Origin of the sequence: Buchnera aphidicola (Rhopalosiphum maidis), from assembly GCF_003671935.1 — a bacterium.
GTDB classification, from domain to species: Bacteria; Pseudomonadota; Gammaproteobacteria; order Enterobacterales; family Enterobacteriaceae; genus Buchnera; species Buchnera aphidicola_AL.
Map to the genome: position 1 here is coordinate 560113 of NZ_CP032759.1, position 19179 is coordinate 579291.

At 24.4% G+C, this 19179-nt stretch carries 18 protein-coding genes and 1 other RNA gene; 9 read left to right on the forward strand and 10 right to left on the reverse strand.

What is annotated here, in order from left to right; all coding sequences use genetic code 11:
- Positions 1–55 precede the first annotated feature (55 nt).
- Both mrcB and truA read right to left on the reverse strand, forming a co-directional pair.
- The gene (mrcB, locus tag D8S97_RS02750; protein WP_158361480.1) at positions 56–2356 is read right to left on the reverse strand and encodes a bifunctional glycosyl transferase/transpeptidase; all 2301 of its coding nucleotides are present in this window, start codon (positions 2354–2356) and stop codon (positions 56–58) included.
- Between the two features lie 147 nt (positions 2357–2503).
- Positions 2504–3295, reverse strand: coding sequence for a tRNA pseudouridine(38-40) synthase TruA (truA, locus tag D8S97_RS02755; RefSeq protein ID WP_158361482.1), 792 nt, complete (start codon positions 3293–3295; stop codon positions 2504–2506).
- A gap of 302 nt (positions 3296–3597) precedes the next feature.
- Between truA and dksA the strand changes: the two genes are divergently transcribed.
- The 3 genes from dksA to panC all read left to right on the forward strand — a co-directional run bounded on the left by dksA (position 3598) and on the right by panC (position 5816).
- Positions 3598–4053 carry an RNA polymerase-binding protein DksA gene (gene dksA, locus D8S97_RS02760; protein ID WP_158361484.1) on the forward strand — a complete coding sequence of 152 codons (456 nt, stop codon included), beginning with the start codon at positions 3598–3600 and terminating at the stop codon, positions 4051–4053.
- A 98-nt stretch (positions 4054–4151) separates the two neighbouring features.
- On the forward strand, positions 4152–4943 hold the full coding sequence (gene panB / locus D8S97_RS02765; RefSeq protein WP_158361486.1) for a 3-methyl-2-oxobutanoate hydroxymethyltransferase: 792 nt from the start codon (positions 4152–4154) through the stop codon (positions 4941–4943).
- A gap of 15 nt (positions 4944–4958) precedes the next feature.
- On the forward strand, positions 4959–5816 hold the full coding sequence (panC, locus tag D8S97_RS02770) for a pantoate--beta-alanine ligase (RefSeq protein WP_158361488.1): 858 nt from the start codon (positions 4959–4961) through the stop codon (positions 5814–5816).
- A gap of 9 nt (positions 5817–5825) precedes the next feature.
- On the opposite strand, the gene hpt is transcribed toward panC, so the two are convergent.
- Positions 5826–6359 (reverse strand): hypoxanthine phosphoribosyltransferase, encoded by a 534-nt coding sequence (hpt, locus tag D8S97_RS02775; RefSeq protein ID WP_158361490.1) that lies wholly within the window; start codon positions 6357–6359, stop codon positions 5826–5828.
- A gap of 755 nt (positions 6360–7114) precedes the next feature.
- Between hpt and thrA the strand changes: the two genes are divergently transcribed.
- Genes thrA through thrC form a run of 3 tightly spaced genes read left to right on the forward strand, consistent with a single transcriptional unit; the run spans position 7115 to position 11804 of the window.
- On the forward strand, positions 7115–9562 hold the full coding sequence (gene thrA, locus D8S97_RS02780; protein WP_158361492.1) for a bifunctional aspartate kinase/homoserine dehydrogenase I: 2448 nt from the start codon (positions 7115–7117) through the stop codon (positions 9560–9562).
- Between the two features lie 19 nt (positions 9563–9581).
- Positions 9582–10511 (forward strand): homoserine kinase, encoded by a 930-nt coding sequence (gene thrB, locus D8S97_RS02785; RefSeq protein WP_158361494.1) that lies wholly within the window; start codon positions 9582–9584, stop codon positions 10509–10511.
- A 3-nt stretch (positions 10512–10514) separates the two neighbouring features.
- Positions 10515–11804: a threonine synthase gene (gene thrC, locus D8S97_RS02790; protein WP_158361496.1), complete on the forward strand. Its 1290-nt coding sequence runs from the start codon at positions 10515–10517 to the stop codon at positions 11802–11804.
- A 66-nt stretch (positions 11805–11870) separates the two neighbouring features.
- Here the strand turns inward: thrC and ychF are convergent, their stop codons facing one another.
- The 3 genes from ychF to D8S97_RS02805 form a co-directional block, all read right to left on the reverse strand.
- A complete protein-coding gene (ychF, locus tag D8S97_RS02795) occupies positions 11871–12959 on the reverse strand; it encodes a redox-regulated ATPase YchF (protein ID WP_158361498.1) in 1089 nt (362 codons plus the stop codon).
- Positions 12960–13017: 58 nt separating this feature from the next.
- Positions 13018–13551 (reverse strand): aminoacyl-tRNA hydrolase, encoded by a 534-nt coding sequence (pth, locus tag D8S97_RS02800; protein WP_158361696.1) that lies wholly within the window; start codon positions 13549–13551, stop codon positions 13018–13020.
- A 166-nt stretch (positions 13552–13717) separates the two neighbouring features.
- Entirely contained in the window at positions 13718–14329 is a 612-nt protein-coding gene (locus tag D8S97_RS02805; protein WP_158361500.1) for a Fe-Mn family superoxide dismutase, read from the reverse strand.
- Between the two features lie 353 nt (positions 14330–14682).
- On the opposite strand from D8S97_RS02805, the gene rnt reads away from it, so the two are divergent.
- Entirely contained in the window at positions 14683–15330 is a 648-nt protein-coding gene (gene rnt / locus D8S97_RS02810; protein WP_158361502.1) for a ribonuclease T, read from the forward strand.
- A gap of 120 nt (positions 15331–15450) precedes the next feature.
- Here the strand turns inward: rnt and grxD are convergent, their stop codons facing one another.
- Positions 15451–15774, reverse strand: a complete 324-nt coding sequence (gene grxD, locus D8S97_RS02815; RefSeq protein WP_158361504.1) for a Grx4 family monothiol glutaredoxin — start codon at positions 15772–15774, stop codon at positions 15451–15453.
- A 128-nt stretch (positions 15775–15902) separates the two neighbouring features.
- Here grxD and ssrA point away from each other — a divergent pair.
- Positions 15903–16279, forward strand: a transfer-messenger RNA (tmRNA) gene (gene ssrA / locus D8S97_RS02820).
- 16 nt (positions 16280–16295) lie between these two features.
- On the opposite strand, the gene bamE is transcribed toward ssrA, so the two are convergent.
- Together bamE and nadK are read right to left on the reverse strand one after the other, a co-directional pair.
- Positions 16296–16610: an outer membrane protein assembly factor BamE gene (bamE, locus tag D8S97_RS02825; protein ID WP_158361506.1), complete on the reverse strand. Its 315-nt coding sequence runs from the start codon at positions 16608–16610 to the stop codon at positions 16296–16298.
- Between the two features lie 160 nt (positions 16611–16770).
- The gene (nadK, locus tag D8S97_RS02830; protein WP_158361508.1) at positions 16771–17649 is read right to left on the reverse strand and encodes an NAD(+) kinase; all 879 of its coding nucleotides are present in this window, start codon (positions 17647–17649) and stop codon (positions 16771–16773) included.
- A gap of 107 nt (positions 17650–17756) precedes the next feature.
- Here nadK and grpE point away from each other — a divergent pair, with 107 nt between their 5' ends.
- Positions 17757–18323: a nucleotide exchange factor GrpE gene (gene grpE / locus D8S97_RS02835; RefSeq protein ID WP_158361510.1), complete on the forward strand. Its 567-nt coding sequence runs from the start codon at positions 17757–17759 to the stop codon at positions 18321–18323.
- Positions 18324–18428: 105 nt separating this feature from the next.
- On the opposite strand, the gene ung is transcribed toward grpE, so the two are convergent.
- Positions 18429–19094 (reverse strand): uracil-DNA glycosylase, encoded by a 666-nt coding sequence (gene ung / locus D8S97_RS02840; protein WP_158361513.1) that lies wholly within the window; start codon positions 19092–19094, stop codon positions 18429–18431.
- Between the last annotated feature and the right edge of the window lie 85 nt (positions 19095–19179).

The following is a 19179-nucleotide window of genomic DNA, read 5'->3' on the forward strand; positions in this document are numbered from 1 at the left end:
TAATTAAAATAATCAACCATTTATTAGATATAAAATAGTATTTTTTATTGATTGATTATAAAAAAAAACTTTTTATCCAAAATAAAAAATTTTTTTTCTTTTTTTGAATGTTCTTAATTTTTTTTTTCACAAGCATGTTTTTACTACATATATTTTCATTATTTAACAACCATATTGGTAAAGGTTTTTGATGTTCGTCACTTTTCTCACAAAATAACGTCCCTAATTTATTCATATAAAACACATTGATATTGTTAGGAGGTTCTAATATTAATGGAGTTGGAGCTTGATATTCAAGATATCTTCGATAAATTTGCATAGCTCCTGAAGAACCATATAATTTAGTTGATTTATTATTATCTCTTCCTATCCAGGTAATTACAATTTGTCTACCATCAATCCCCACAAACCAATTATCTACTAAGTTGTTTGTTGTGCCTGTTTTACCTGCCAAAGAAAATTCTTTAAAAACTAAACCTAATGATTTTGCTGTTCCACAACTAACGACTTTTTGCATACCATACAATGTTAAATAAGTTGCTTCAATAGATTCTATATTTTTAGATTGAGGTAAACTTTGGTATAGTACTTTACCATCATCAGAAATAATTGATCGAACTGAAGATAGCAAATTTTTATAACCATTATTTGCAATTACCTGAAAAACTTGAGCTATTTCAATAGGCGTTAAATTAATAGCTCCTAAAGATATAGAAGGAAACGGAGTAATTAGTTTTTTAGAAATTCCTAAATGAAACCAACTTTTCATTAAGTTTTCTAAACCCATATCTATACTTAAATTAACAGTGGGAACGTTGATCGAATTAGTTAATGCATCTATCAACATTACTTTCCCACTAAAATGATAATTATTATTTTTTGGAATCCAAAATTTACCATTCTTTAATTTAATTGCAATTGGACGATCAGAAATCCAAGTATTTAAACGATATTTTTTAGGATGAGATAATGCCGTTAAATAAGTGATTGGTTTAGATAGAGAACCAATAGAACGACGAGCCTGTAAGGCACGATTATAACCATAAAATTTTGGATTAGATCCTCCAACAAGAGATTGAATTTCTCCAGTAAAACGATCTACTACAATCATAGCAATTTCTAAATCTTTTAATTTTTTTTTCTTTTTTAAAATTGGTATTCCTATCTTAACAGCTTTTTCAACAGCGTTTTGCGAAAAAACATCTAAAGTTGTAAAAACTTTTATACCTGATAAATTTTTAATCTTATTTTTTAATTTTTCTTTTATTTCCATTTGAACAAGCTGTGTAAAATTAGGATAAGAAGAAATAACACATCCTCTAGGCTTTATATTTAAAGGTCTTTTAGACAATTTAATATAAATTTTTTCTTGAATATATCCTTGATTAAATAATGATAGTAAAACTATATTTCTTCTATTTAAAGCAAATTCAGGATTGCTCCAAGGATTATACAAAGAAGCTCCTTTGACCATTCCCACTAATAAAGCATACTGATCTAAATTTAACTCATCAATTGGTCTGCCAAAATAATATAAACTAGCAAGAGGGAAACCTCGAATTTGTTCTTTACCGTCTTGTCCTAAATAAACTTCATTCAAATATAACTCTAAAATACGATCTTTTTTATAAAACCAATCTAAAATTAATGCCATATACGTTTCATTTATTTTTCTCCATATTGAACGAGTATTTGTTAAAAAAAGATTTTTAACTAGCTGTTGAGTAAGAGTACTGCCACCCTGAACTGTTCTACCTGCCATTATATTAACTAAAAAAGCTCTTCCTATAGAAGACAGATTAATACCATTATGTTCATAAAAATATCTATCTTCAATTGCTAATAATGTTTTAATTAACAGTTGTGGATATTTAGATCTAGGAATAAATACACGTTTTTTTCCTTCTGGAGATTCTAACATGGCTATTAACTTAGGTTCTAAACGAAAAAAACTAAAATTACGATTATTTTCAATATTTTGAATTTTCAATAAATAGTTTTCATCAAAAAACAACTTCACATGAAATGCGTTTTCTCTCAGATCTGGAAAATCAAAAGAACGACGTATAAATTCTATATTATTGTTTTTTATAGTGTATTCACCTGGTGACATAACAGTATCAACTTCTCTATACATAGTACCTTGTAAAAATTTTGATACTTCTTTCTGAGAGTATAGGTTACCAGGTTCTAAATTTATTATACGACTATATATTGATATAGGAAAATGCCATACTTTGCCATCAATCAATCGTCCTATTTTCATGTATAAAAAAAATCCATAAATCAATACTAAAATTAATATTAAGAAAAAAATTTTTCCTAATAATTTTATTTTTCTTTTATTGAAATACATCAAAAACCCTTTTAATGAAAAAATTTTTTATTTACAAAAGAAATAAATTTTTATTTTAATAATATATGTAATTTATAAAATATAAATAAATTAAATATATTAAAAAAAGAAAATATTTTAAAAAAAAATTTAACGTTGATTTTTTCTTTAAATAATAAAATCATTTTTTAATACAGGTAAATTAAAATATATAGGATATTCTACAAAGAATAAATATAAACCTTGAGCTGGAGCAGTAGGACCTGCATAGTTTCTATCTTTTTTATCTAATAGTTTTTTAATGCAATTTTTTTCTGTATAATTGCTGATTTTAATTAATGAACCAACAATATTTCGAACCATATGATATAAAAAAGAATTAGCAGTAATATCAATAATTACCCAATTTTTTAAACGCCAAACATTTAAATTGGTTATTTTTCTTCGAGGAGAATTTGATTGACAACCTAAAGCACGAAAAGATGAAAAATTATGCTCTCCTAATAAGGATTGTGCTTCAACAAACATCTTATCAATATTTAATTTTTTATGAACATGATTTGATTTACTAGAAAAAATAGCAGAACGACATCTATTATTATATATGATATAACGATAAGAACGAGAAATAGCACTATAGCGAGCACTAAAACTTTGTGAAACTTCCTTCACCCATTTGACAGAAATATTTTTAGATAAATAAGTATTTACTCCAACTGTCCAAGAAAAGTCACTTCTAACAGAAGTACTTGTAAAATGTATTACTTGTCCTACACTATGAACACCAGCATCAGTACGACCGGAACATACAGTATTTACTGGATGATTTGCAATTTTAGACAAAGCTGTCTCTATTTCTTCTTGAACAGTAGGAAATCCCTTTTGACGTTGCCAACCATGATAATAACTTCCATCATATTCTACTCCCAAGGCAAATTTCTTAATTTTTTTTTCTTTCATTTATTAAATTTCCTATGAATACATAAAAAATGTTTTTTTTAATTAAAAATACAATTATTTAAATTAATATATTTGTATAAAAATATATTTCACTCAAGTTTATGTTAATATTATTTAAAATAATTATTTTTATTTTTTTTGAATATTAAAATTCATTTTTAATTAAAAATAATAATATCTAAATGATTTTTGTATTCTTATTTAAGATAAATGTTTTTTAAATAACACGAATCATCAATAATTAATATTTAAAAATATATTTTTTATTTTAAATACATGTAAATATTTCATTGGACAAAAATATGGAAAAAGAAAAACGCAAAAAAACGTCATCTCTAAATGTTCTTTCTATTGCTGGTTTGAAACCTTATCAAAAAAAAATAGATGAAGAATACATGAATGAAAAACAAATGTTACATTTTAAAAAAATTCTCGAAACATGGAAAAATCAATTAAAAATTGAAATTAATCACACTTTACTTTATATACAAGACAAATCAACTAACTTTCCAGATCCTATTGATCGAGCTGCTCAGGAAGAAGAATTCAGTTTAGAACTAAGAAACAGAGATAGAAGTCGTAAATTAATAAAAAAGATACAAGAAACTTTGAAAAAAATAAAAGATAAAGACTTTGGTTACTGTAGTTCTTGTGACGTTGAAATCGGAATTCGTCGCTTAGAGGCTAGACCAACTGCAAATCTCTGTATTGATTGTAAAACATTAGCAGAAATTCGAGAAAAACAAATGGCTGGTTAACATGTTTAGATTAGGATATTCGATTGATATATTAAATTATCTCGAGTATCCTTTCTTAAAATTAATTAATTATTTTCTTTTAAAAAAAGTAGGTAACAATGGAATCTATCACTATTTCAAAAATACAAAACTGGAAGAAAAATAAAAAAAAAATCGCTGCTATCACAGCTTATGACTTCAGTTTTTCTAGACTATTTTCAAATGAAGGTATTCCTATAATGCTTATAGGTGATTCTCTAGGGATGACTATTCAAGGCCATAATTCTACATTATCTGTAAAAATTCAAGATATTGAATATCATACAAAAGCTGTTAGAAAAGGTTCACCCAATTCTTTTTTATTGTCTGATTTACCATTTATGTCTTATTTTGGAGTCAAAGAAACTTTAAAAAATACAGCTAAAATTATACAAGCTGGAGCTAATATGATAAAAATAGAAGGTGGAAAATGGTTAGTTAAAACCATAAAAGAACTATCGAAAAGATCAATATTAGTTTGTGGACATATAGGATTAACTCCACAATCTGTTGATTATTTAAGTGGTTATAAAGTTCAAGGAAAAGAACAAAATGACGCACAAAGAATAATAGATGAAGCTTCTATTCTAGAAGAAGCGGGTATAAAAATGTTAATTCTAGAATGTATTCCTTCACTTTTAGCTAAAAAAATAACTGAAAACTTATCTATTCCAGTGATTGGTATAGGATCAGGTAAATATACTGACGGACAAATACTTGTCATGCAAGATTTGTTAGGAATAACTGATGGAAAAAAACTAAAATTTGTAAAAAATTTTCTTTCTGATAGTGGAAGCATTCAAAATGCTGTTAAAAAATACATTAGTGAAGTTGAAAATGGTAATTTTCCTAATGAAAAATATAGTTTTTAAAATTGCGAGATGACAATGAATATTATAAAAAATGTACATATATTAGAAAAAAAAATAAAAGAATTAAAAAAAAAGAAAAAAGTAATTGGATTAGTACCAACAATGGGAAATTTACATCATGGTCACATAAAACTTATTTCATCAGCAAAAAAGTATGTAGATATTGTAATCGTAAGTATTTTTATCAATCCCATGCAGTTTAATAATTTATTAGATTTAAAAAAATATCCTAAAACTTTTGAACAAGATTGTTGTATTTTAAGAAAAGAAAAAATTGAAATTCTTTTTTATCCTGATATACATGAAATGTATCCTATTGGATTAAAAAATCATACATATATTGACGTACCTAAACTATCTAAAATTATAGAAGGTAAAGCACGTCCTGGTCATTTTGTTGGCGTAACAACAATAGTTTGCAAATTATTTAATTTAGTACAACCAAACTTTTCTTTCTTTGGAGAAAAAGATTATCAACAATTATTAATTGTAAAAAAATTAGTTAAAGAATTAAATTATCCTATAAAAATTATCAGTGTACCTACAATAAGATTAAAAAACGGATTAGCTTTTAGCTCAAGAAATAAAAACCTGAGCATTTCAGAACAAAAAAAAGCACCTTTTTTATATAAAACTATAAAAAAAACATGCAATATTATTAGGCAAAAAAAAGGAAAAAACATTCATAAAACCATTCAAGAATCACGAGAATATCTTAGAAAAAAAGGATTTTATATTGATATATTTAATGCATATGATCCTAAAACACTTGATTCTATATGTAAACCAAGTAAAAGTATTATTGTACTAGCATCAGTTTGGTTGGGGAAAACTCGATTAATTGACAATAAAAAAATTACACTAAAAAATTAAAAAAACTCTTTACTTTTTAAAAATTACTTTTCCTATATATGGTAAATATCGATAAGATTGAGCATAATCTATTCCATAACCAACCATAAATTCGTCAGGTATAGAAAAACCTATAAAATCAACATTAATATCCACTTCACGACATTCTGGTTTATCTAAAAGAGTACAAATAGACAATGACTTTGGATTTCTTAATTTTAAAATACCTAATACCTTACTCAAGGTTTTTCCAGAATCAATAATATCTTCAACAATTAAAACATTTTTATTATAAATATCTTCATCTAAATCTTTTATAATTTTTACATCTCCAGTAGAAATCATTCCACGTCCATAACTAGAAGTAGTCATAAAATCAACTTCATGTTCAATTTTAATTCTACGACATAAATCTGCTACAAACACAAATGAACCACGTAGTAAAGCAATTAATATTATTTTATTTTCGCTATTTTTATATTTTTTAGTAATTTCTTTACCTAGTTCACGAACGCGAATATCTAGTTCTTTTTCCGAAATAATAACTTTGATAGTATGTTTCATAATATTAACTAAGTTTTTAGTGTATGTTGAAATTTGTTATATTAAAAAATGATTTTTTGATATTTATTGAATAAACACAGTTTTTTTAAAAAATTTTAATATAAAAATTTACAAACAAAAATATTTATTTTTTAACTATTGCACTAATAATAATCATTATGTTATAAAAATCAAATTACTAATAGAAAAATAGTATTAATTTAATAGAAATATAATTATAAAATAATCAAATTCATTTTTAATTTTTTAAGTAAAATTTATTCTACAATTAAAATTTTTAATATTTTTTAAAATCAATAAAAAACATATTATTATTTATATAAAAATAATAATTTTAATAATTAAACATATCATATAAAAAAATAAAAGTTTTTTAATAGAAAAAATATCTTTTTTTTCCTAATAATTTATTACAATATTAATAAACTAAATCTGTGATAAAATTAATAATATTTAAAATATACGTTATACTTAAAAAAACAAAAATATTCTTAATTACAGCTCTAAATCTTATTAAATAACACTATTCAATAAATTAATTAACTTGCTTTAAAGTTTTGTTGATTTATGTCTAAGGATACTACGTAAAACATATTAATATCTACTGCTTATCGTTTCTTCTTTAGTAGAAGAACTGTTTTTATTTATTATAACTAATCATACTTAATATGAGACAATGTATATATTTAATAAAAACCCGCTCACGAATAATGCGGGTTTTTTATGATATAAATTTAAGGATATAAAAAAAAAATATGAAACTATTAAAATTTGGCGGAACTTCGCTAGCTAACGCAGAAAAGTTTTTATGTGTAGCAGATATTATAGAAAAAAAAAATAAAAAAGAACAAACTGCAGTTGTTCTTTCTGCTCCAGCTAAAATAACTAACTATTTAGTTACAATCATTGAAAAAAAAATTGATAATGATGAAATTCTCAAAAAAATCAATCTCGCAGAAAATATTTTTATTGAATTAATAAAAGATATTAAAAAAATACAATCACTTTTTCCATACGAAAATTCAAAAGAAAAAATTCAAACAGAATTTAATAAATTAAAAAAAATAATAAATGGTGTTTTTTTAATCAAACAATGCCCAGAAAGTATTCAACCTATCATAATATCGCGTGGAGAAATACTTTCAGTTATTATTATGAAAAACATATTAAAGTCTAGAAATCATGAAGTTACCATTTTAAATCCAGTTGAAAATCTTTTATCAACAGGAAGTTATTTAGATTCTACTGTTGATATAAAAGAATCCAAAAAGCGTATTAAAAAAATAAATATAAATCAAAAAAATATTATTTTAATGCCTGGATTCATTGCAGGAAACAAAAAAGGAGAATTAGTAGTACTAGGTCGTAATGGTTCTGATTATTCCGCAGCAGTTTTAGCTTCTTGCTTAAATGCGAAATGTTGTGAAATTTGGACTGATGTTGACGGTGTTTTCACAGCAGATCCAAGAATCGTTTCTAATGCTCACTTATTAGAATCAATATCGTATCAAGAAGCAATGGAACTATCATATTTTGGAGCTAAGGTATTACATCCTCGTACTATTGAACCGATTTCCCAATTTCAAATACCATGCATTATAAAAAACACTAATAATATTCATGCTAAGGGAACTTTAATTTGTCAAAAAAATAATTCAAATGAAAATTTTCTAAAAGGAGTCACACATCTTGATAATATAGTTATGTTCAATATTTCTGGGTCTTGTTTAAAAGATTCAGGAAAAATAATTTCACGTATATTTAGTACACTTGCAAGAGAAAATATTGAGATTATTTTAATAACACAGTCATCTTCAGAAAATAAAATCAATTTTTGTACTTTAAAAAAAGACGTTGATTATATTTTTCTAACATTAAAAAAAGAATTTAAATTAGAAATAAAAGAAGGATTATTAAATAGTTTAAATATAGTAAAAAATTTAGCTATTTTATCAGTTATTGGTTCTAATATTTCTGAAAAAAATAATATCGCATCAAAAATTTTTTCTTCTTTAGGTTCATCGAAAATTAATGTACTTGCAATTGCACATGGATCTTCAGAACATTCTATATCAGTAGTGATTAAAAAAGAAAATCTTTTGCAAGGTGTACAAAATATTCATAATGCATTGTTTTTTAAGAAAAAAATTATAAATGTTTTTTTAATTGGAATAGGTGGAGTTGGAAAAGCATTATTAAAACAAATATTAAAACAAGAAAAATTTTTAGAGAAAAAAAATATAAAAATAAAATTACGTATGATTGCTAATTCTAAAAAATTACTTTTTTTAAATGATTTTATTACTTTAAATAATTGGGAAGAAAATTTTAAAAAATCAAAAGAAGAATTTAATTTAACAATATTAAATAAAATATTAAAAAATACTTTAGATTCTAATTCAGTCATCATTGATTGTACATCTAATGAACTTTTATCAAAACAATATGTTCATTTTATTAAAAATGGTTTTCATATAGTTACTTCGAATAAAAAAGCTAATACAAATTCTTTAAAATATTACAACGAAATTAGAACTACTGCATTAAAAGAAAATAAAAAATTTTTGTATGAAACTAACGTAGGAGCTGGATTGCCAGTTATAAATACACTTCAAAATTTATTTAATACAGGTGATTATCTTACATCATTTAAAGGTATATTATCTGGTTCGTTATCTTATATATTTGGAAAGTTAGAAGAAGGTATATCTTTATCAGAGGCTACTAAAGAAGCACAAAAATTGGGTTTTACTGAACCAAATCCATTTGATGATTTATCTGGAATCGACGTGGCTAGAAAATTATTAGTTTTAGCTAGAGAAATTGGATATGCAATAGAACTGAAAGATATAAGCATTGAACCTATACTACCAGAAAAATTTAAAAATAATCAAAATTCTGAAGAATTTTTGATTAAATTACAAGAATTAGATTTATCGTTTACAAAAAGAGTTAATAAAGCACGTAATTTAGGAAATGTACTGCGTTTTGTTGGAAGTATAGAAAAAAATGGTATATGTTCAGTAAAAATTGAAGAAATAAACAATAATAATCCATTATATAAAGTAAAAAATGGTGAAAACGCATTAACATTTTATACAAACTATTATAAACCAATCCCTCTTGTACTAAGAGGATACGGTGCGGGTAATAATGTTACTGCCTCTGGGGTGTTTTCCGACTTACTACGTATAATATTATAAACATCATCGGAGTACAGTAATGATTAAAATTTATGCACCAGCTTCTATTGCTAACGTTGGAGTTGGATTTGATATTTTAGGTGCAGCAATTATACCAATAAATGGTACTTTTTTAGGCGACTGTGTAACAGTTAAGTTATCAAAAAAATTTGAACTGATTAATAAAGGTATTTTTTCTAATAAATTACCTATAAATAAAGAACAAAATATTGTTTGGAAATGTTGGTTTAAATTCTGTAAAGTAATAAAAAAAAATATTCCAGTTTCTATAATTCTCGAAAAAAACATGCCAATCGGATCGGGACTAGGATCCAGTGCTTGCTCAGTAGTCTCTACTTTAGTAGCAATTAATCAAATTTGTAATAATCCTTTGAATTCAAAAGAATTATTATTACTTATGGGTGAAATAGAAGGTGAAATATCAGGAAGCGTTCATTATGATAATGTAGCGCCATCTTACTTAGGGGGTCTTCAATTAATACTAGAAGACAATGACGTTATAAGTCAAAAACTGCCTAATTTTAAAAATTGGCTTTGGATTATTGCTTGGCCAGGAGTTAAAGTTTCTACTGCAGAAGCAAGAAAGATTTTACCTAAAGAATACAAAAAAGATATTTGTGTTAAAAATAGTCGTTATTTAGCAGGTTTTATTCATGCATCGTATACTCAACAATCTCATTTAGCAGCTAGATGTATGCAAGATTTTATAGCAGAACCATATCGCAGTAAATTAATTCCTAATTTTCTAAACGCCAAGGAAAAAATTAAAAAAATTGGAGCAATAAGTTGTGGGATATCTGGTTCAGGTCCTACTATTTTTGCAATTTCTGATAATATAAAGACTGCTGAAAAAATATCTTTATGGCTCAAAAATAATTATTTACAAAATAAAACAGGATTTGTTCATATTTGTTGTGTAGATTTAAAAGGTGTACGCAAAATAGGATAAAAAATGAAACTTTATAATTTAAAAAACCATAACGAACAAGTAAACTTTGAAACTGCTGTAAAACTTGGATTGGGACAGAAACAAGGTTTGTTTTTTCCTGTAGAATTGCCAATTATTACACCTGTAGAATTATTAAAAATATTAAAAATGGATTTTATTACACGAAGTACTGAAATACTTTCTAAATTTATTAGCAGTGAAATATCTAAAGAAATTCTATATGAAAATGTTAAAAAAGCATTTTCATTTTCAAAACCATTAAAAGTTTCTATCAATAAAAACATAAGTTGTTTTGAACTATTTCATGGACCAACATTAGCATTTAAAGATTTTGGTGCACGTTTTATGGCCCAAATGATACTATCTCTTAATAAAAAAAACGAATCTTTCACTATTTTAACTGCAACATCAGGAGATACTGGTGCTGCAGTTGCGCATGCATTTTATGGAATGAAAAACATTCGAGTAATTATTTTATACCCAAAAGGGAAAATAAGTGTATTACAAGAACAATTGTTTTGTACTTTAGGGAAAAATATAAAAACTATATCGATCAACGGTAGTTTTGACGATTGTCAAAAATTAGTTAAAAAAGCTTTTGACGATAAAAAATTAAAAGAATTAATAGGATTAAATTCTGCAAATTCCATTAATATTAGTCGTTTATTAGCTCAAATATGTTATTATTTTGAAGCTTTTTCATTAATTTCTGAAGAACAAAGAAAAAACTTAGTTATAGCTGTTCCATGCGGTAATTTTGGTAATTTAACAGCAGGTTTATTAGCTAAATCTCTTGGTTTATCGATTAAATCATTTATTGCATGCACTAATGCAAATGATACAGTTCCAAGATTTCTTAGCAGTGGAAAGTGGAACCCTCAAAAAACTATATCAACAATTTCCAATGCAATGGATATTAGTCGTCCTAACAATTGGCCTCGAATTGAAGAATTATTTCGTCGGAAAAAATGGAATTTAAAAGAATTAAGATTCGGAAGTGTATCAGATAATATTACGCAAGAAACTCTGAAAGAATTATTTCAACTAGGTTACGTATCTGAACCACACGCTGCAATTGCCTATAGATTATTGCGTGATCAATTAAAAAAAGACGAATTTGGTTTATTTTTAGGAACTGCGCATCCATCTAAATTTAAAGATACTGTCGAAAAAATATTAGAAAATAATATTTTATTACCAAAAGAACTGAAAAATAGAACTAATTTACCATTATTATCTCATAACATAAATCCTGATTTTAATAAATTAAAAGAATTTCTACTAGAAAAATAAAAAAAATTAGAGAGGAAAATTAAATTTATCCTCTCTAACAAATTTTTTATCAAAAAATATTTTTCTTTAAACGTTAAATAAAAAATTAATAATATCACCATCTTCAATTTGATAAAATTTTCCTTCGCTTCTATATTTACCTGCTTCTTTAACTTTAGCTTCACTTTTATATTTTATAAAATCTAAATAATTCATAATTTGTGCACGAATAAAACCTCTTTTAAAATCACTATGTATTTTATCAGCAGCTTGAAGACTAGTACTGCCATTCGGTATAGACCATGCACGAATCTCTTTTATTCCTGCAGTAAAAAATGTTATTAAATCAAGTATTTTATAACCCGATTTAATGATATTATTTAATCCTAAATCAATTATGTTAAAAGATTTCATAAAATATTTTTGTTCATCTTGATTCATATTTACTAGATCTAATTCTAGATTTGAATTAATTGGAATAACTAAAGAACCTTCTTTTTTAGCTATTTTTTCTAACTCATTCAAAAAAAAATGCGATTCTTTTCCTTCATTAATATTAGCAATATACATTATTGGTTTTAAAGTTAAAAAGCGTAAATAACTAATAATTTTTTTTTCATTTTGATTTAAAGAAAGGGTTTTTAACATTGAAAAATTTTTTAAATGAATAAGACATTTGTTCAATACAACTAATTTTTCTTCTATCTCTTTTTTATTAAATTTAAGTTGCTTTTTTAGTTTTAATACAGATTTTTCACAAGTTTCAAAATCTGCTAATATAAGTTCAGAATTAATTATGTCAACATCGATTTGAGGTTGAACTCGATCATAAACATGACTAATGTTATCATCTTTAAAACAGCGTACAACATGAGCAATAGCATTAGTATCTCGTATATTACTTAAAAATTGATTGCCTAAACCTTCACCTTTAGATGCACCTTTTACTAAACCAGCAATATCTACAAATTCTATAAATGCATTTACTATTTTTTCTGGTACAATGATCTTAGCAAGATTATTAATACGATTATCAGGAACTGAAACAATCCCTATGTTTGGCTTAATAGTACAAAATGGAAAATTAGCAACTGCTGAATTACCTTTAGTTAAGGCATTAAATAAAGTTGATTTACCTACGTTAGGTAATCCTATGATTCCACATTTAAAACCCATTTTTTATACACCTTAAAATTACGATAAATAATTAGAATTTAAAAATTTTTATATCTGATTATTGTATAAAATTTAATAATGTAAAATTTTCTTTTATCGCATATGAAATAGATTTCTGAATTAAATTTAATTCTCTAAAATCAGGTATAGAAAGTACAAAAGATGATATTTCATTTTTATTTTTTGGACGACCAATTCCAACTCTTAATCGACAAAAATTTACCTGAGTGTTAAATTCTTTAATAATGTTTCTTAATCCATTATGACCACTATGTCCATAACTATATTTGTACTTTATAATTCCAGGATCTAAATCTAAATCATCATGTACTATTAATATTTGACTTAAACTAATTTTATAAAACGAAGCCATTTTATGAACTGAATAACCATTTATATTCATAAAAATATTAGGTACAAGTAAATAAATTAAATTTGACTTTATATTTAAACAAGTAGTAAAACCAAAAAATTTTTTTTCTTCTTTTAAAACACTACAATAATATTTTGCTAAGGTATAAATATACCATGATCCAACATTATGGCGCGTTTTGTGATATTTTTTTTTAGGATTAGATAATCCTACTATCATCTTTATTTTATTCAAAAAGAATCCTTTTATATTTTTAAATTAATGAAAAAAATGAAAACATATAATGATATTATATGTTTTCATTATAAAATATTAAAAATATTTATTAATTAAAAATTTATATTAAAAAAAACAATTTTCATAAAATAAAATTAATTCAAAAAAATTATTTTAAAAAACGATCAGATGCCTCATCCCAATTCACTACATTCCAAAAAGATTTAATATAGTCTAATCGTCTATTTTGATATTTTAAGTAATAAGCATGTTCCCAAATATCTAATCCAATAATAGGGTAACCATAAGTACCGGATATTGATTTACCCATTAATGGATTATCTTGATTAATTGTAGATACTACAGACAATAAACCGTTTTGATTTACTAACCAAACCCAACCTGAACCAAAATGATTTAAGGCAACATCTTCAAACTTTCTTTTAAAACTTTCAATACTTCCAAATTGTTTATTAATTTCTGATTTTAAATCACCTTGCAATGATGTTCCAATTTTTAAACCTTTCCAAAACAAACTATGATTTATATGTCCCCCTGCGTTATTACGCAATGCAGTTTTGTTTTCTAAACTTATTTCATTAAAAATAGACATTAACTCTTCAATTGAAAGTGAAGAAAAACTTGTTTTTTCTAAAATAGAATTAGTATTATTAATATAATTTTGATGATGTTTTGTATGATGAATTTTCATTGTTTCTTCATCAAAAAAAGGCTCCAAAGCATTATATGAATAAGATAAATTAGGTAAGAAATAGCTCATTTTTTTTCCTAAAATAAAAAATAAAAAAATAAAATAATAAATTTAAAATTAAATTAATAATTTAATCTTAAATGTTTTATTAAATTATAGTACAATTATTTGGTTATAAACAAGAATCATAGTAAATATTTAATCAATATCTAAATTAAAAAATATAAAATAATGTTCTTTTATTAGAAAATTAATTTTATTTAAAATTTTTTACAAAAAATATTTTTCACTACTCACTTTTTGATTCATTTTTAATATTTTATCTATCAATAAAATCAAAAAAATATAACTTACAAGATTGATAAAAATAAATCAAAAGTTAACTATATTAAACACCAAGTGTTTTAAATGATGAGATTTTGATGTCTACAACTCAAGAATTCAATTTATTAAGTAATCGCTTTCGAACTTTTTATCCTGTTGTTATCGACATTGAAACAGCAGGGTTTAATCCAAAAACTGATGCAGTATTAGAAATTGCGTTAATAACTTTAAAAATGGATAAATTAGGATGGTTGCATAAAGAAGATATACTTCACTTTCATATAAAACCATTTAAGGGATCTATTATCAATTCTGATGCTATTGCTTTTAATAAAATTGATCCATTTAATCCTTTGCGTGGAGCTATTAGTGAAACATTAGCTGTTGAATCAATATTAGAAAAAGTAAGAAAGGGAATAAAAATACAAGGATGCACTCGAGGAATCGTTGTCGCTCATAATGCACATTTTGATCATAATTTTTTAATGGAAGCTATTCAAAGAGTTAAAATTAAAAATAATCCTTTCCATCCGTTTGTCACATTCGATACAGCTACATTAAGTGGATTAGCTGTAGGTCAAACTGTATTAGCAAAAGCATGTAAAGCAATGGGCTTGTCATTTGACAATAATCAAGCGCATTCAGCACTATATGATAGTTTGCAAACAGCTAATCTTTTTTGCAAAATAGTAAATCGTTGGAAAGGTTTAGGTGGATGGCCTGTAAATATTGAAAAAAGCAAGTAAAATTTATATTAGGTATGCAATGAAAATAATATTTTTAAAATCTTTATAAAAACGATATGACATTAACAATAAAATCCTAATTTTTTTTGCATAATGTCATATCTTATTTTTTTAAATTTATTATTTAGAATTTAATACTGCATTAGATATTATTTTTTTTAGTTCTCCACTTTCTAGCATTTCAAGTATAATGCTACATCCACCAATTAACTCTCCTTTTATCCATAATTGAGGAAACGTTGGCCAATTAGCGTACTTCGGCAATTCTTTTCTAATATCTAAATTTTCTAAAACATCAACATATGCAAATTTTTCCCCACAAACAGATAAAGCTTGAACTGCTTGAGCTGAAAAACCACAACTAGGAGATTGAGGTGTACCTTTCATATAAATTAAAATGATGTTGTCTTTAATTTGACGTTTTATTTTTTCAATTATATTCATAATTTTTCCAAAAAAAAGTTAAAAAACTGAAAAATAAAATTTTTGTTTAAAAACACTTTGAAAAATATTTTATAGACAATTTTATTTTTTTTTGCAATACTAAGTAGCGAAATTTAATTTTAAATTATGGGGCTGTTTTTGGATTCGACAAAATTATCAAAAAAATAAAGTGCATGCCGAGGAACGGTTTGCCTCGATAAAAAACCGTAAAAAAATAGCTGCAAATAACAAACAAAACTACGCTTTAGCAGCTTAAAACACTGTTTAAAGCCCTTTCATCTCTAACTTATCTCTTGAAGAAGGAGAAATTTTTAAGAAAGGTCAAAATTTAAAGAGAACAACGTGAGCACTAAGCTTGACAGTGACACGAAAATAATTTTCAAGCTATACGCTTAAAATGCGTTCTTCCAAATTAAGCGATGAATAATCAGTAAAGAAAAACTAAGCATGTAGTATCTTTATTTATAGACATTTTGGACGCGGGTTCAAATCCCGCCAGCTCCAAAAATATAAAAAATAGTTCATTGAATATCTAATTTTGATACTTTATTTTCAATAAAAAAAATATTTAATGTTTTTTGACGACATCCAAATTTATTTTCTTTTTTACAAATAATATAGTGAAAAACATCATTAAAAGAATCAGAAATAATTGGATTGCCAAAAATATAAATTATTTGTTCTTTTGTCATTCCTTTATAATTTTTTTCAAACTTATTTAAATCAAAATAAGACTCATTTAAATTATTTAAAACATGATTTTTTTTCTCCAATACTGCACAACTAGAAAATAAAAAAAGCATTAATAATATTCTTAAAAAAATCTGATTACTCATTAAAAAATCACTTCCTATAATATTTTATATGAAATGTAATTAATAACAATCTTTAACTATAAAAAAAATTCAAAGTATAAACACTTTTATGCTAAAAATTGTTCTAATGAAAAACTTAATATTAATTATTAAATTAAATATCATTAAAAATTTTAATAATCTAAAAAAATTTTTTGGACCAATTTAATTTTGAAGTTAAAGTTTCAAAATAGTTATAACTTTTAGGATGTATAAGATTTAAATAATAATCACTGCGACGAATAAGTACATATTCGTTTTTATTAACCGGCAGTACTATTTGACTATCACAACTAATTTTTAAATCAGTTTCTATATCAGAAAATCTTAAACAAATTACGCTGTCACTATGAATTGCTAAAGGACGAGAAGATAAAGTTTGAGGAAACATAGGTACTAATAAAATAGCTTCTAAAGAAGTCTCTATAATAGGTCCTCCAGCTGAAAGTGAATAACCTGTTGAACCTGTTGGAGTCGAAATAATCAATCCATCTGAACGTTGAGAAAAAGCAAAATTTTCATTAATGTAAACATTAAATTCTATCATATGAGCTACATGTTTTGGATGCAAAACAATTTCATTAATTGCAATACTGGATTTAGAAATTTTTTCTTTTTTATAAATAGTCACATCTAATAAAAAACGATTCTCTATCGAATATTTTCCAGACAAAACTTCTGAAAGTTTTTTAAATCTATTATCTGGATTTAGATCTGTAAGAAAACCTAAATTGCCACGATTAATACCAATGATTTTAATATTAAAATATGATAAAATACGAGCTGTAAACAATAAATTTCCATCTCCACCTATTACAACAGCTAAATCACATAATTGACCAATTTCTGTTAATGTTGCAGTTTTAGGGTTTTTTAAATTTAGTTTTTTAGAAACATTATATTCAATAAAAACCTGATATCCTTTTTTAGTTAGCCATTTATAAAGTATTTCATGTGTTGTTAATGCACTTAAATGACGCGGACGTCCAACAATACCAATACAGTTAAAATATTGTTTCATTGCATTAAATTTCCCAATAAAAAAATATGTTTTTTAATAAAAACATTACTTTGAAAGACATATCAAAAACTCTATATTTAATTAATAACATTTAAAATGGTGATATTATGAATAATCAAGAGAAAAAAACAAACTATAACAATACTGAAAAAAAAAATGATTCAGAAAAAAATAAAGAAAAAAAAGACGATGAATTAATACTTCAAAATAAAAAAATTAATGAATTAAAAGAAAAAATATTAGAAAATCAAAAAGAAATACATAATATTAAATTAAGACATTTAGCAAATATAGAAAATATTAAAAAAAATATAGACAAAAAAATAACGAATATCAAAAATACAGAAATAGAAAATTTTTTTAAACAAATAATTCCTATTATAAATAATCTTGAAGATATATTAATAATGTCTAAAAAATTCAATTTAAACGATGAACCATCAATACAAGGAATAGAATTAACATTAAAATCTTTGCTAAGTATATTAGTTAAATTTGGAGTAAAAATAGAAGGTAAAAAAAATGAGATTTTTAATCCAAAAATTCATGATGCTATTTCAATAGAATCATCAAATAAAACAGAACCAAATCATATTATTTCTGTAAAGAAAAAGGGTTTTAGTTTTAAAAACACACTTCTTCGTAAAGCGACGGTTATAATATCTGAAAATTAAAAATATTCTTCATATTAATACAAAAAATATATTTTTTAAAATTTTTAGTTTTTAAATGTTTTAAATTATATAAAAATAGAAAAAATTTCAAAATTTTTTCTATTTTTAAATTCCAAACCAATCAATTGGATTTCTTTTATGTTTAAGCAAAATTTTATTGGTTTTCGAAAAATGTTTACACCCTAAAAAACCACGGTGTGCAGATAAAGGAGAAGGATGAGATGTCTTTAAAATATAGTGTTTTTTTGTATCAATTAAATTACATTTTTTTTTTGCATCATTACCCCAAATTAAAAAAACAATGAATTCTTTGTAATAACTAATAAGAGAGATTACTCTATCTGTAAAAACATTCCATCCTATATTATAGTGAGATTTTGGTTTTCCTGATTCAACAGTCAAAATAGTATTTAGTAAAAAAACACCTTGAGTAGCCCAATTTTCAAGACAACCATGATAAAATACAAAACTTTTTCTAAAATCACTGTTTAATTCTTTATATATATTTTTTAAAGAAGGTGGTATAGTATGATTTTTAGGAACTGAAAAAGCTAATCCATGAGCTTGATTATTAGAATAATATGGGTCTTGTCCGATAATAACAACTTTTATTGCACTAAAAGAAGTTAATAAAAAAGCATTAAACATATCTTTCGAAGATGGATATATTGTCTTTTTTAAACGTTCTTTTTTAAGAAAATTAATAATTGTAAAAAAATATTTTTTTTTTTCTTGAGATAAAATATCTTTCCACGTTAAACTATTGTTCATAACACCTCCAGTTTTAAAAAAAATTAATTTCAAATATAATTGTTTATTAAAAAAAAATTATTCTTGTATAAAGAATATATATTCT